At 70.3% G+C, this 13,997-nt stretch carries 11 protein-coding genes; 4 read left to right on the top strand and 7 right to left on the bottom strand.

All coding sequences use genetic code 11. From position 1 onward, the window contains the following. Positions 1 to 7 precede the first annotated feature (7 nt). From WD341_RS05390 to WD341_RS05375, 4 genes are all read right to left on the bottom strand, one after another. Positions 8 to 358, bottom strand: a complete 351-nt coding sequence (locus WD341_RS05390) for an antibiotic biosynthesis monooxygenase (RefSeq protein ID WP_368424408.1) — start codon at positions 356 to 358, stop codon at positions 8 to 10. Further along, a complete protein-coding gene (locus tag WD341_RS05385) occupies positions 355 to 696 on the bottom strand; it encodes an NIPSNAP family protein (RefSeq protein ID WP_368424407.1) in 342 nt (113 codons plus the stop codon). Before WD341_RS05385 ends, WD341_RS05390 begins: the two co-directional genes overlap by 4 nt. A 135-nt stretch (positions 697 to 831) precedes the next feature. Further along, complete coding sequence (locus WD341_RS05380) at positions 832 to 1,785, bottom strand: DMT family transporter (RefSeq protein WP_368424406.1); 954 nt, start codon at positions 1,783 to 1,785, stop codon at positions 832 to 834. A 66-nt stretch (positions 1,786 to 1,851) separates the two neighbouring features. Continuing rightward, positions 1,852 to 3,123 (bottom strand): class I SAM-dependent methyltransferase, encoded by a 1,272-nt coding sequence (locus WD341_RS05375; protein WP_368424405.1) that lies wholly within the window; start codon positions 3,121 to 3,123, stop codon positions 1,852 to 1,854. A 230-nt stretch (positions 3,124 to 3,353) separates the two neighbouring features. On the opposite strand from WD341_RS05375, the gene WD341_RS05370 reads away from it, so the two are divergent. From WD341_RS05370 to parC, 4 genes are all read left to right on the top strand, one after another. Further along, the gene (locus tag WD341_RS05370; RefSeq protein WP_368424404.1) at positions 3,354 to 3,956 is read left to right on the top strand and encodes a cysteine hydrolase family protein; all 603 of its coding nucleotides are present in this window, start codon (positions 3,354 to 3,356) and stop codon (positions 3,954 to 3,956) included. A 99-nt stretch (positions 3,957 to 4,055) separates the two neighbouring features. After that, the gene (gene gabD / locus WD341_RS05365; protein WP_368424403.1) at positions 4,056 to 5,543 is read left to right on the top strand and encodes an NADP-dependent succinate-semialdehyde dehydrogenase; all 1,488 of its coding nucleotides are present in this window, start codon (positions 4,056 to 4,058) and stop codon (positions 5,541 to 5,543) included. Between the two features lie 22 nt (positions 5,544 to 5,565). Then, positions 5,566 to 6,585, top strand: a complete 1,020-nt coding sequence (locus WD341_RS05360) for an NADP-dependent oxidoreductase (RefSeq protein ID WP_368424402.1) — start codon at positions 5,566 to 5,568, stop codon at positions 6,583 to 6,585. 82 nt (positions 6,586 to 6,667) lie between these two features. Then, entirely contained in the window at positions 6,668 to 8,920 is a 2,253-nt protein-coding gene (gene parC, locus WD341_RS05355) for a DNA topoisomerase IV subunit A (protein ID WP_368424401.1), read from the top strand. A 33-nt stretch (positions 8,921 to 8,953) separates the two neighbouring features. Here parC and WD341_RS05350 read toward each other — a convergent pair whose 3' ends face one another. The 3 genes from WD341_RS05350 to WD341_RS05340 all read right to left on the bottom strand — a co-directional run bounded on the left by WD341_RS05350 (position 8,954) and on the right by WD341_RS05340 (position 13,992). Then, complete coding sequence (locus WD341_RS05350; protein ID WP_368424400.1) at positions 8,954 to 10,534, bottom strand: TRAP transporter large permease subunit; 1,581 nt, start codon at positions 10,532 to 10,534, stop codon at positions 8,954 to 8,956. Beyond that, positions 10,534 to 11,757: a TRAP transporter small permease subunit gene (locus WD341_RS05345; RefSeq protein WP_368424399.1), complete on the bottom strand. Its 1,224-nt coding sequence runs from the start codon at positions 11,755 to 11,757 to the stop codon at positions 10,534 to 10,536. The genes WD341_RS05350 and WD341_RS05345 overlap by 1 nt, the downstream gene beginning before the upstream one ends. Positions 11,758 to 11,943: 186 nt before the next feature. Beyond that, positions 11,944 to 13,992: an arginyltransferase gene (locus tag WD341_RS05340; RefSeq protein ID WP_368424398.1), complete on the bottom strand. Its 2,049-nt coding sequence runs from the start codon at positions 13,990 to 13,992 to the stop codon at positions 11,944 to 11,946. Between the last annotated feature and the right edge of the window lie 5 nt (positions 13,993 to 13,997).

Genomic DNA, 13,997 nt, shown 5'->3' with positions numbered 1-13,997 from the left:
GATCGCTTCAGCCGGCGTCGTGGCGGGCGCGGCTGTCGGAGGGCGCCTCGGCGCGCTCGGTCATGCCGTAGTCGCGCAGCACGGCGGCGACTCGCAGGCGGTAGTCGGCGAAGAGCGCGGTGCGGCCGCGCTGCTGGGCCCCGCGGTGGCTCTCCAGGTTCCGCCAGGCCATGACCGCGGCCTCGTCGCGCCAGAACGACAGCGACAGGATCTTGCCCGGCTCGCTCAGGCTCTCGAAGCGCTCGATCGACAGGAAGCCGTCGATCTTCTGCAGCTCCGGGCGCAGGGCGGCGGCGATCTCCAGGTACTCGGCTCGACCCTCCGCCTTGGGCTTGAGCTCGAAGATGACGGCGATCATGGCTTTGGCTCCGCAGGCGGCGGGGCGAGCGTGGCATCGACCGCGCGCAGGAAGCTGCGCTCCTCGCGCAGGATGAAGCGCTCGCTCTCGGCGAAGCGGAAGTTGGCGGCCCCCTCCGGGTCGCTGCGCAGGCGCGCCCGGTAGCCCTCGTAGGCGGCCAGGGAGTCGAAGGAGATCAGCGCCGTCGCGATGTCGTTGGTGCCCTCGTGCGGCAGGAAATAGCCGTGCAGCCGGCCGCCGCAGCGTGGGATGATTCCGGCCCAGGCTTCAGCGTAGCGCTCGAAGAGGGCGCGCTTGAATGGGTCGAGCTGGTAGCGGATGCAGCAGGTCACGGTCATGGCGGTCTCTCCCGTCGGGGTCCTCGGCCGCGACCTTAGCGCGCCGGCCGCGGCCCCGTTTCGGCGCCCGCCGTAGCAAGGACCTTGGCGGCGGGAGCCATCCTAGCAAGCATCGGCGGGGCCGAACCAGCCGGCTCAGCGGGCGCGGGCCATGCGGGCATGTTCCCAGGACATCAGCAGCACGCCCACGAACACGGTCAGGAAGCCGGCGAGGTGGATCCACCGGAAGCTCTCGCCGAGCAGCAGGTAGGACAGCACCAGGGCCGAGGCCGGCATCACGCCCATGAAGGCGGCGGCGACCGTGCCTTCGGCCTTGGCGATGCCGGCGTACCAGAGCCAGCTGCCGAGCGCCAGCGTGCCCACGCCGTACCAGGCGACGGCCGCCCAGGCGCCCCAGCCGACCGCGGAAAGGTCGACCTGGGGCCACTGCCAGAGCGCGAAGGGCAGGAAGGCCGGCACCGCGAGGGCGGCCGCCAGGAAGGCGACCAGCACCGGGTCGACGCGCTCCGAGACCTGCTTGCCGAGCAGGGTGTAGGCGACCTCGCAGCAGACCGCGGCGAAGACGAGCAGCGAGCCGAGCAGCAGGGTCTCGTCCTCGCCGGGGCCGCCCTCGCCGCCCGAGCCGTCGGTGCGGCCAAGGTGCAGCAGCAGGACGCCGCCGACGGCGAGGGCGATGGCGGTCAGCTTGAGCCAGGTCGCGCGGTCGCCGAGCAGCAGGATCGACACGGCCGCGGTGACCGCCGGCGCCGTGCTCATGACGATGGCGCCGGCGACGCCGCTGACCATAGCCATGCCGTAGAGCATCAGCGCCGAGAAGCCGAACATGCCGAACAGCGAGATCAGGGCGATCAGCAGCCAGTCCCGGCGGCTGACGTCGCGGATCTGGTGGCGATGCCTCAGCGCGAAGGGCGCCAGCGCGAGCGCGCCCAGGGCGACGCGCAGGCCCGAGCCGACGAAGACCGGCAAGGCGCCGGTGACGATCTTGCTGACCGGCGTGGCGGAGCCGAAGGTCGCCATGCCCAGGAACAGCTGGGCGTAGACCGTCAGGCCCCGGCCGCTTCCCTGATCGCGTGCCTGCTTCTGCGACATGGCAGCCCAACGCGCGCCGCCCGCCCCGAAGTTCCAGGGCGGCGATCGGGGTGGGCTCCGGCGCCCCTACTCGGCGGCCGCGGCGTGGTTCGAGTCGAGGTAGGGCACCGAGAAGCGCTCCGCCTCGAGCGCGGCGAGCCGCCGTTCGTCCTCGACCATGTAGTCGCGGGTCAGCGGCAGGGCGTCGAGCCGCCGGGTCACCTGGAGCTGGAAGACCATCAGGCCCTGGTGCCGGAAGCCGAGCTCGCAGCCGAGCAGGTAGAGCTCCCACATCCGGCAGAAGCGCTCGTCGTAGAGCTCGGCGATCGCCTGGCGGTTGGCCAGGAAGCGCTCGTGCCAGTGGCGCAGGGTCTCGGCGTAGTGCAGGCGCAGGATCTCGATGTCCGCGGTGATCAGCCCCGACTTCTCGACCGACGTCATGACCTCGGAGAGCGCCGGCACGTCGGCGCCGGGGAAGATGTACTTGCGGATGAAGGGGTTGACCGACGCGGGCTCGTCGAAGCGGCCGATCGAGTGGATCACCGCGACGCCGTCCTCGGCGAGCAGGTCGCGCAGCTTGCTGAAGAACTCGTCGTAGTTGGCCTTGCCGACATGCTCGAACATGCCGACCGAGACGATGCGGTCGAAGGGGCCGCTCTTCTGGCGGTAGTCGATCAGCTCGAACCGGCAGCTGTCGGTCAGCCCGGCCTCGGCGGCGCGCGCCTGGGACAGCTTGTGCTGCTCGACCGAGAGCGTCACGCCGGTGACGTCGCTGTCGGCGACCTGGGCGAGGTAGAGCGCCATGCCGCCCCAGCCGGAGCCGATGTCGAGCGCACGCAGGCCCGGCAGGTCGAACTTCAGCTTCGCGGCGAGATGCCGCTTCTTGGCGAGCTGGGCGCTCTCGAGATCCGCGTCGGGCGTCGTGAAGTAGGCGCAGGAGTACTGCCGGTCGAGGTCGAGGAACAGGTCGTAGAGCCGCCCCGACAGGTCGTAGTGATGGGCGACGTTCTTCTGGGCCTTGCCGATCGGATTGTATTGCTTGACCCGGCGCCCCTGGCGCAGGGCCCAGGTTCCGAGCCTCACCGTCCAATGATCCTCGAGCGAATCGTAGTTCAGGGCGGCGATCTGCAGCAGGCCGCGCAGATCGCCTTCCTCAAGGGTCAGCAGCCCGTCCATGTAGGCTTCGCAGATTCGCACCGGCGGATTGACGGCCAGCTTCCATTCCAGCTCTGCCCGGTGCAGCCTGATCACGACTCGGGGCTCGTCGCCGTTGCCGTAGTCGCGGCGACGTCCGCGGGCGTCGATCACGCCGAGCGAACCGACCCTGACCATGTGGGCAAAGAGGGAATGCAGCAGCATCACAGGATCCTCCGACTTGGCGTCGGCCTGCGGTGCCGCGATCGATTCGGCCCGGGGCCGCACTGACTTGCTTCCTCTGGAACGCTTCCAATCTTTCTACGACGGGGCGAGTGTTTCAAGGGATAAGTCCCCTAAGCTCCGGCGATCACAGGATTATTGCCGTGCCGTCGCTGCTGCGCCGCCGTTCGCGCCGCCAGCCTTCCGAGGAACCTTGACGAGGGAACTCCCCCATGAGCGCACCCAAGACCCTGCTGGCCATGGCCGGCGCCGATCCGAATCCCCACGCCTGGAGCAGTAGTGTCCTGCTGCTCATCGACATGCAGAACGAGTACCGGCATGGAAAATTGCCCCTGCCCGGGGTCGAGCCGGCCCTGGCCGAGGCGGCGCGGCTGCTCGAGCGGGCCCGCCGGCAGCAGACGCCGGTCGTCCACGTCCAGCACGAGGGCCGGGCGGGCGGCGCCTTCGATCCCGATAGCGAGGCTTTCGCCCTGGCCGACCCGGTCGCCGCCGGCGCCGAGGAGCGCCGGATCGTCAAGCGGCTGCCGAACGCCTTCGCCGGCACCGGCCTCGCGGACCTGCTCGAGGGGCTCGGGCGCAAGAACCTCATCGTCGGCGGCTTCATGACCCACATGTGCGTGTCCTCGACCGTGCGCGCCGCGCTCGACCTCGGCTACGGCTCGACCGTCGTCGCCGGCGCCTGCGCGACCCGCGACCTGCCGGACGGCAGCGGCGGCGTCGTCTCCGCCGCGGAGCTGCAGCGCGCCGAGCTGGCGGCCCTGGCCGACCGTTTCGCCGTCGTCGTCCCCGGGGCCGCTGAGACGGCCGAGCGCTGAGTCGGCCGAGCGCTGAGACGGCCTCGGGCTTTCATCGCCGGGTGTGCCGGCATATATGTCAGGCCAACCTGGGAACCACACGACGGGAGGAATGCGGCAATGAGCGTGCAGGCTATGGTCGCGGAGAGCGGCGCACCGAATCTCAAGGACCCGAAGCTGTTCCGGCAGCAGTGCTATATCGACGGCCAGTGGCTCGACGCCGACGCCGGTGCCACGCTCGAGGTGACCAACCCGGCCACGGGCGAGGTGCTGGGCAGCGTGCCGAAGATGGGCAAGGATGAGACGCGCCGGGCGATCGAGGCCGCCAACGCCGCCTGGCCGGGCTGGCGCGAGCTGACGGGCAAGGAGCGCTCGAACCTCCTGCGCAAGTGGTTCGACCTGATCTTGGCGAATCAGGACGACCTCGGGCTACTGATGACCCTCGAGCAGGGCAAGCCCCTGGCCGAAGCCAAGGGCGAGGTCGCCTACGGTGCCTCCTTCATCGAGTGGTTCGCCGAGGAGGCCAAGCGCCTCTACGGCGACGTCATCCCTGGCCATCAGCGCGACAAGCGCATCGTCGTGCTGAAGCAGCCGGTCGGCGTGGTCGGCGCGATCACGCCCTGGAACTTCCCCAACGCCATGATCACGCGCAAGGCCGGGCCGGCACTGGCCGCCGGCTGCACGATCGTGATCAAGCCGGCGACCGCGACGCCCTTCTCGGCCCTGGCGCTCTGCGAGCTGGCCGAGCGGGCCGGCATCCCGAAGGGCGTCATCAACGTCGTCACCGGCTCGGCCTCGGAGATCGGCGGCGAGCTGACCTCGAACCCGATCGTGCGCAAGATCTCCTTCACCGGCTCGACCGAGGTCGGGAAGATCCTGATCAAGCAGTCGGCCGAGACCGTGAAGAAGCTCTCGATGGAGCTGGGCGGCAACGCCCCCTTCCTGGTCTTCGACGACGCCGACCTGGACGCCGCGGTCGAGGGCGCCATGGCCTCCAAGTACCGCAACGCCGGCCAGACCTGCGTCTGCGCCAACCGGATCCTGGTCCAGGACGGCGTCTACGAGGCCTTCGCCGAAAAGCTCGCCGCGAAGGTCCGGGAGCTCAAGGTCGGCAACGGCGTCGAGGAGGGTGTCGCCCAGGGACCCCTGATCGACATGGCGGCGGTCGAGAAGGTCGAGGAGCACATCGCCGACGCCGTCGCCAAGGGCGCCAAGGTCGTGGTCGGCGGCAAGCGCCACGCCCTCGGTGGCAGCTTCTTCGAGCCGACCGTGCTGACCGGCGTCACCACCGAGATGAAGGTCACCCGCGAGGAGACCTTCGGGCCGGTCGCGCCGCTGTTCCGCTTCTCCGACGACGCCGAGGGCATCGCCATGGCCAACGACACCGAGTTCGGCTTGGCGAGCTACTTCTTCGCCCGCGACATGGGCCGGGTCTGGCGCGTCTCGGAGGGCCTGGAGAGCGGCATCGTCGGCATCAACACCGGCATCATCTCGACCGAGGTCGCACCCTTCGGCGGCGTCAAGGAGTCGGGCCTGGGCCGCGAGGGCTCCAAGTACGGCATCGAGGACTTCGTCGAGATCAAGTACCTTTGCATGGGCGGCGTGTGACGCCCGGCGAAGGGGTCGTGGAATGAGCGGGACGAACCGCCGGATCGTCCTGGCCGAGCGGCCGGGGCCCGGCGGCGTCACGGAGGACTGCTTCCGGCTCGAGGTCGGCGACACGCCGCGCCCCGCGCCGGGGCAGCTGCTGATCCGCAACCTCTACCTGTCCTGCGAGCCGGCGCAGCGCGGCTGGATCGCGGCGGCCGCAAACTACGCGGAGCCGGTGCCGATCGGCGGCGTGATGCGCAGCTTCGCGCTCGGTCAGGTCGTCGAGAGCGACGATTCCCACTGGCCGGCCGGCAGCCTCGTCTACGGGCGCTTCGGCTGGCAGGACTGGCACCTCAGCGACGGCAGCGACATCGACCGCCGCTGCCACGCCCACGACGGGCCGCTGGAGATCAACCTGCACCTGCTCGGCCTGACCGGCCTGACCGCCTACCTGGCGCTGACCGAGATCGGCCGGCCCCGGGCCGGCGAGACGGTGGCGGTCTCGACGGCCGCCGGCGCGGTCGGCTCGGTCGCCGGGCAGGTCGCCAAGATCCTCGGCTGCCGCACCGTCGGCTTCACCGGCAGCACCGAGAAGGTCAGGGCCTGCCTCGACGAGTTCGGCTACGACGCAGCCATCGACTACCGCCGGGCCGGCGACCTGGAGGCCGCGCTGAAGGCGGCGGCGCCGGAGGGCATCGACGTCTACTACGACAACACCGCGGGACCGGTCTCCGACGCCGTCATGACCCAGCTTCGCACCGGCGCGCGCATCGCCCAGGTCGGCACCATGGCGATCCCCTCGCACCCGGTGCCCGAGGGGCCGCGCCCGAATCGGGCGATCCTGGTCGCGCGGGCCACCCTGACCGGCTTCCTCGCCTTCGACTGGCGGCACAAGTTCGACGAGGCGGCCCACCAGCTGGCGATCTGGCACAAGGAGGGCCGAATCCGGACCCGGCACGACGTCGCCGAGGGCATCGAGCGGGCGCCGGCCCACCTCGTCCGCCTGCTGCGCGGCGAGAACGATGGCAAGGCCCTGGTGCACCTCACCGATCCGATGTAGCAGGATGACCGACGTCCTCCAGACATTGTAGGCGGCCGGCTAGGCGTCTACCATATCTGGGAAACTCCGGAGGTTGGTCCCCATGAGCCCGAACGTTCCCGCCGATACCGGCGAGGTGCGCGACGTCCGTCTGATCGAGGCGCTGAGCGAGCGCTATCTCGCGTACGCGCTCTCGACCATCATGAGCCGCTCGCTGCCCGACGTGCGCGACGGCCTGAAGCCCGTGCACCGGCGGCTGCTGTTCGCCATGCGCCAGCTGCGCCTCGACCCCGAGGGCGGCTTCAAGAAGTCGGCCCGGGTCGTCGGCGACGTCATCGGCAAGTTCCATCCGCACGGCGACCAGTCGATCTACGACGCGCTGGTGCGTCTCGCGCAGGAGTTCTCGCTGCGCTTCCCGCTGATCGACGGCCAGGGCAACTTCGGCAACGTCGACGGCGATAACGCCGCGGCCATGCGCTACACCGAGGCGCGCATGACCGCCGTGGCGGCGCGCCTGCTCGAGGGCATCGACGAGGACACCGTCGACTTCCGGCCGACCTACGACGGCGAGGCCGAGGAGCCGGTCGTGCTGCCGGGGAACTTTCCCAACCTGCTGGCCAACGGCTCCCAGGGCATCGCGGTCGGCATGGCGACGGCGATCCCGCCCCACAACGTCGCCGAGCTGGCCGACGCCCTGGTCCACCTGCTGCGCCACCCCAACGCCACCGTCGAGAAGCTGGTCGAGCTGGTCCCGGGCCCCGATTTCCCGACCGGCGGCCTGCTGGTCGAGAGCCGCCAGAACATCGTCGAGGCCTACCGCACCGGCAAGGGCACCTTCCGCCTGCGCGCCCAGTGGCAGGTCGAGACGATCAAGGGCGGCGGCTACCGCATCGTCGTCACCGAGGTGCCCTACCAGGTCGCCAAGGCGCGGCTGATCGAGAAGATCGCCGAGCTGCTCAACGCCCGCAAGCTGGCCCTGCTCGGCGACATCCGCGACGAGTCGGCGGCCGACATCCGCCTGGTGCTGGAACCCAAGAGCCGCAACGTCGAGGCCGCGGTGCTGATGGAATCGCTGTTCCGCCAGACCGACCTCGAGGTGCGCATCCCGCTCAACCTCAACGTCCTGGCAGCCGACAACACGCCGCAGGTCATGGACCTGCGCCAGGCGCTCTTCGCCTTCCTCGAGCACCGTCACGAGGTGCTGGTACGGCGCACGACCCACCGCCTCGGCAAGATCGCGCAGCGGCTCGAGGTGCTCGGCGGCTACATCATCGCCTTCCTCAACCTCGACGAGGTGATCCGCATCATCCGCGAGGAGGACGAGCCGAAGGCCGAGCTGATCCGGACCTTCGAGCTGACCGACAATCAGGCCGAGGCGATCCTCAACATGCGCCTGCGCTCCCTGCGCAAGCTCGAGGAGATGGAGCTGCGGCGCGAGCACGAAACGCTGACCGGGGAGCAGGCCGACCTGACCGACCTGCTGGGCGACGAGGAGCGGCGGCGGCGCACCCTGGTCGAGGAGATGCAGAAGCTCAAGAAGGACTTCGGCCCGAACACGCCGCTCGGCCGGCGCCGCACCGAGCTCGGCGACGTGCCGAGCGACGTCGTCGTGCCGCTGGAGGCCGTCGTCGAGCGCGAGCCGATCACCGTCCTGCTGTCGGCCAAGGGCTGGATCCGGGCGCTGCGCGGCCATGTCGACGACGTCTCGGAGGCCAAGCACAAGGAAGGCGACAAGGGCCGCTTCGCGATCAAGGCGCAGACCACGGACAAGCTGCTGATCTTCGCGACCAACGGCCGCTTCTACACCCTGGGCTGCGACAAGCTGCCCGGCGGCCGGGGCTTCGGCGAGCCGGTGCGCCTCTCGATCGACCTGCCGAACGACCAGGACATCGTCGAGCTCAGGATCCACGGCGCCGAGGAGCGCGCGGGCGAGCAGCGCCTGCTGGTCGCCGCCTCCGACGGCCGCGGCTTCGTCGTGCCGCAGGCCGAGGTCCTGGCCCAGACCCGCAACGGCAAGCAGGTGCTGAACCTGGCGCCCGGGACGGAGGCGGCGATCTGCCGCCCGATCGGCGAGGGCGACGACCAGGTCGCGGTGATCGGCGACAACCGCAAGCTGCTGGTCTTCCCGCTCGAGCAGCTGCCGGAGATGACACGCGGCCGCGGCAACGTGCTGCAGAAGTACCGCGACGGCGGATTGGCCGACGCCAAGACCTTCCGGCTGGCCGACGGCCTGACCTGGGCCGCCGGCCCGGGTCGCGTGCGCACCGAGACGGCGCTTGCCGACTGGCGCGGCAACCGCGCCCAGGCCGGCCGCCTGGCGATGCGCGGCTTCGCCGCCTCGGGCCGCTTCGACTGAGCGGCAGGGTCGCCAGTCTTCGCGGGCGCGCTCCTACTGGCCGAACACCACCTCGGGGAACCAGGTCGCGATCTGCGGGAAGACCGCCAGGATGAAGAGCGCGGCGATCTGGATGATCACGAAGGGAATCACGCCCTTGTAGATCTGCATCGTGCGGATCTCGGGGGGCGCGACGCCGCGCAGGTAGAAGAGCGCGAAGCCGAAGGGCGGCGTCAGGAAGGAGGTCTGCAGGTTCATCGCGATCAGCACGCCGAGCCAGACCGGGTCGACGCCCAGGCGGAACAGCGCCGGCGCGATCAGCGGCACGACGACGAAGGTGATCTCGATGAAGTCGAGGAAGAAGCCCAGGAAGAACATCACCACCATGACCACGGCGATGGCGCCCCAGGCGCCGCCCGGCACGTTGGTCAGGAAGTCGTGGACCAGCTCCTCGCCGCCGAGGCCGCGGAACACCAGGCTGAACAGCGCGGCGCCGATCAGGATCACGAAGACCATCGCCGAGACGTTCGCGGTGCCGACGACCACGGCCTTCAGCACGCCGACCCGCCAGACCCGCCACAGGCTGATCAGGACGCCGTAGGTGACGCCGAGACAAAGCAAGGCGGCGATCAGGATCGCGATCATGTCGCCGGTCGGGATCATCTCGCGGGTGACGCGCAGGTCGACGAAGGCGGTCAGCACCAGGACGCCGACGAGGCACAGGCCGGCGGCATAGATCGACCAGCCGTGGCGCTCGTCGAGGCGCAGGCCGGCGAGCATGATCGACCCGACCGCGCCGACGCCCGCTGCCTCGGTCGGACTGGCGATGCCGGCCAGGATCGACCCCAGCACGGCGACGATCAGCACCACCGGCGGCAGCAGCGCGTGGAGCACCTGGGCCAGGATCTGGGTCGAGGACTTGCCCTCGCGGGTCACGTCGGGCGGCAGCGCCGGCGAACTCTCCGGCCGTATGTAGGCGATGAGCAGCTGGTAGAGGATGTAGAGGCCGACCAGCATGACCCCCGGCAGCAGGGCGCCGGCGAAGAGGTCGCCGACCGAGACGGTGCGCGGCGAGAAGTTGCCCATCGACAGCTGGGCCTGCTGGAAGGAGTTCGAGATGACGTCGCCAAGCAGCACCAGGACGATCGAGGGCGGGATGATCTGGCCCAGGGTACCGGCCGCGCAGATCGCGCCGCAGGCCAGCTTCGGGTCGTAGCCGTGGCGCAGCATGGTCGGCAGCGACAGCAGGCCCATGGTGACCACGGTGGCGCCGACGATGCCGGTCGAGGCGGCGAGCAGCATGCCGACGATCGAGACGGAGATGCCGAGGCCGCCGCGCAGCGTACCGAACAGGCGGCCCATGTTCTCGAGCAGCTCCTCGGCCACCTTCGAGCGCTCCAGCATGACGCCCATGAAGACGAACAGCGGCACCGCGATCAGCACCTCGTTGGTCATGGTGCCGAAGATCCGTTGCGGCATGGCGCTGAAGAACGAGGGGTCGAAATCGCCGAACAGCCAGCCCAGGGCACCGAAGGCCAGCGCCACCCCGGCCAGCGAGAAGGCGACGGGGAAACCGAGCAGCAGCACGACGCAGGCCACCGCAAACATCAGGAGGTCGAGGCCGCCGTGCTCCATCAGTGGGCCCCTCCGGCCGCCGGTCCCGCGTCCTCGCGCAACCCGGCCAGCACCAGGATCGAGCGCAAGGCCAGGGCGATGCCCTGCAGCACGACCAGGACGACGAAGACCAGCATGGCTGTCTTTAACAGGAAGATCCCGGGAATGCCGCTGGTCTCGCGCGAGCCCTCGAAGACCTGCCAGGCGCTGATCACGTAGGGCAGGCTGTAGGCCCAGATCAGCAGGCAGACCGGGATCAGCATGACGCAGACGCCGAACAGGTCGACCAGCGCCTTACGGCGCGGCGGCGCCTCCCGGTAGAAGATGTCGACACGGACGTGGCCGCCCTGCATCAGGGTGAATCCGGCGACGACCATGAACAGGATGCCGTGGGCGTAGATCAGCGACTCCTGGATCATGATCGAGCTGACGCCGAAGACGTAGCGCATCAGCACCAGGGCGAACTGTACCAGCACCATGAAGAGCGCCAGCCAGGCGACGCCGAGGCCGACCCGCCTGTTGATCCAGTCGATCGCCCGCGCCGTGCCCTCCAGGCCGAGCGCGAAGGGGATGACGAGCAGGCCTGCGGCCAGCGACAGCCAGCCGCCGATCCTGATCAGCCCGAGCAGCGGCAGGGCGAACCAGAGGTGGGCGGCCAGGAAGGCGAGGAGCGCGAGCAGACCCGCGCCCGCCGCCGCGCCGCGCGCCGCCTGGGGGCGCCCGAGCAGGGCGAAGGCGGGCGCCGCCAGCGCGGCCAGCAGCAGCAGCACCACCAGCAGCGGATAGACGTAGAAGAGGTAGTGGGTCCAGAAGGCCTGGCGCGCCGTCTCGGCCTGGGCCAGCTCGGCCTTGCGGGTCTCGATCGCCTCGAGGGCCCGGTCCGCCGAGCGCGCGTAGCGCTCGGCGTCGCGCTTGGCGCGTGCGTCGTCGGGCGCCGCCTCCAGGGCGGCCTGGGCCTCGGCGGCCTGGCGGCGCGCCTGCTCGGCGCGGTCTTCCGCCTCGACGATCGCCTGGCGACGCCGTTCCAGGTCGGCCTCGACCCGGGCGACGGCGGCCTCCCGGCTCGCCTCGACCGCGGAGAAGCTCAGGGCCAGGACGCCGAAGCCGCTGTAGGTCTCGGGCTCGGCCTCGCCCCGCTGCCAACTGGTCCAGGGCAGGAAGAAGCAGACCAGCAGGACGACAGCCAGCGCCGTCGCGATGCCGCCGCGCCGGTCGCCCCTGCCGGCCTCGATCTCACTCGCCATTCGATACACAAGGGGCGGCTGTCAGGCCCGCCCGCTCCCTTCTCGCACCTTCGCGAGCGGCGGGGCCGCTCGCTCTCGACCTAGATCGTCCGCCCCTCGGCGGCTTTGGGTCCTGCCGAAACGACGATCGGCCCGCGAGGCGCTTGCGTCCTGCGGGCCGATCGCATGGTCGGCAAGGGCCGTCGATCAGCCCAGTACCATCGCGCGCTTGTTGGCCATGCTCTGGAGGGAGATCTCGGTCCATTCCATGGCCTTGGTCCGATAGTCGTAGAAGGAGTTGTAGATGCGGTCGACCAGGTCGCTCTCGGCCGCCATGTCCACGAGCACCTGCTCCGACGCCTCGCCGAGGGCCATCAGGAGCTCGTCGGAGTAGGAGCGCACCTGCACGCCGTGCTCGTTGACGAGCTGCTCGAGGGCATCGCCGTTGCGCGCGTTGAACTCCGCCGTGGTCAGGTTGTTCTCAGCCATGCAGCAGGCGGCGACCAGCGTCCGGTCCGCTTCGCTGAAGGAGTCCCAGACGCCCTTGTTGAAGGTCGCCTCGAGCATCGGCCCCGGCTCCTGGAAGCCCGGCCAGTAGTAGAACTTGGCGACCCGGTGGAAGCCGAAGGCGAGGTCGTTCCAGGGGCCGACCCACTCGGCGGCGTCGATGGTCCCCGACTGCAGGGCCGGGAAGATCTCGCCGCCCGGCAGGTTCACGACGGCCGCGCCGAGCTGGCGGAAGGTCTCGCCGCCCGCGCCGGGTGCGCGGAACTTGAGGCCCTTGAGGTCCTCGACGGTGTTGATCTCGTTGCGGAACCAGCCGCCGGCCTGGACGCCGGTATTGCCGGCCGGCAGGCTCTTGAGGTTGAACTCGGCCCCGAGCTCGTCCCACAGCTCCTGGCCGCCGCCGAAGGCCACCCAGGCGTCCATCTCGGGCTGCAGCAGGCCCATCGGCACGGCGCAGAAGAAGGTGAACCCCTTGGACTTGCCCTGCCAGTAGTAGGGCGCGGAGTGCATCAGGTCCGCGGTGCCGCTCGAGACCGCATCGAAGGACTCGAAGGGCGGCACCAGCTCGCCGGCCGAGAAGACCTTGACCGAGATCCGGCCCTCGGTCGTCGCCGTGATGCGATCGGCGAGGCGCTGGGCGCCGGTGCCCAGGCCCGGAAAGTTCTTCGGCCAGGTGGTGACCATCTTGAGCTCCCGCGTGCCCTGCGAGATCGCGGGCTTCGGGAACGTGCTGGCCGCCGCTGCGGCGACGCCGGCGGTTGCGGCGCCGGTCAGGAATGCGCGACGTTTCATCGTGTGGACCTCCCCATTTTTTCTGTCTCCCGGTGACGGAACCGCCGGTCCGACGAGAAGGCCAGCGGCAAGGCCGCGAAGATAGTGGCCTTCGCTGGGCACCGCAACGATTCCGCCAGGAGGTCGCCCGACCTGTCGCTGCCAGTGGCCGGCGATCAGCCCCTCGAGCGGCTGGAAGCGGGCCTTGTAGGCCATCTTCGGACTCTCGGCGATCCAGTAGCCCAGGTAGACGTAGGGTAGGCGCCGTCGCCGGGTCTCCTCGATCAGGGCGATGACGCAGTACTTGCCCAGGCTGCGCTGCTCCGTCTCGGGATCGAAGAAGCTGTAGACGGCGCTGGCGCCGTCCTCCAGCCAATCGACCAGGCAGGCCGCGAGCAGCCGGCCGCCGGCGTCGCGCAGCTCGAGCACGCTGCTGGCCAGGCTGGTATCCTCGACCATGGCGCGGTAGTCGGCGAAGGTCATGCCGGCCATCTCGCCGTCGGCATGGCGGGCGCCGAGGTAGCGGGCGAAGAGAGCGAACTGCTCGGCCGTCGCCGAGGGCGGCCGCAGATGCGCGGCAAGGTCCTCGTTGCGCCGGACGATGCGACGCAGCGTCCCGCTCGGCGCGAAGGCGAGCGCCTGGACGCGGACCGGGACGCAGGCCTCGCAGCCGCCGCAGGCCGGCCGGTAGGCGAAGTGATGGCTGCGCCGGAAGCCGGCGCGCGACAGCCGGCTGTAAAGGCGCCCGGCGTTGCGCCCGTAGACCTCGGTGACCAGCTTGCGCTCCCAGCGCCCGGGCAGGTAGGGGCAGGGCGTGTCGGGCAGCACATGGAAGATCTGGTGTGGCCGCGGCAGGGCCTGGACGTGCAGCGCCTGGCCGTCGAGCAGGTCGCCGTCGAGCGGGGCGCGGCCGCGCGACAGCGCACGCCGCGGGCCCGGCGGGGCAACGACCTTGTCGGCGGGTCCTTCGTTCGGCATCGGCG

The sequence above is a fragment of the Tistlia sp. genome (assembly GCF_040905785.1).
GTDB lineage: Bacteria > Pseudomonadota > Alphaproteobacteria > Kiloniellales > DSM-21159 > Tistlia.
The sequence above is the reverse complement of the archived record's forward strand: the minus strand, read 5'-3'. Positions and strand labels throughout refer to the sequence as shown.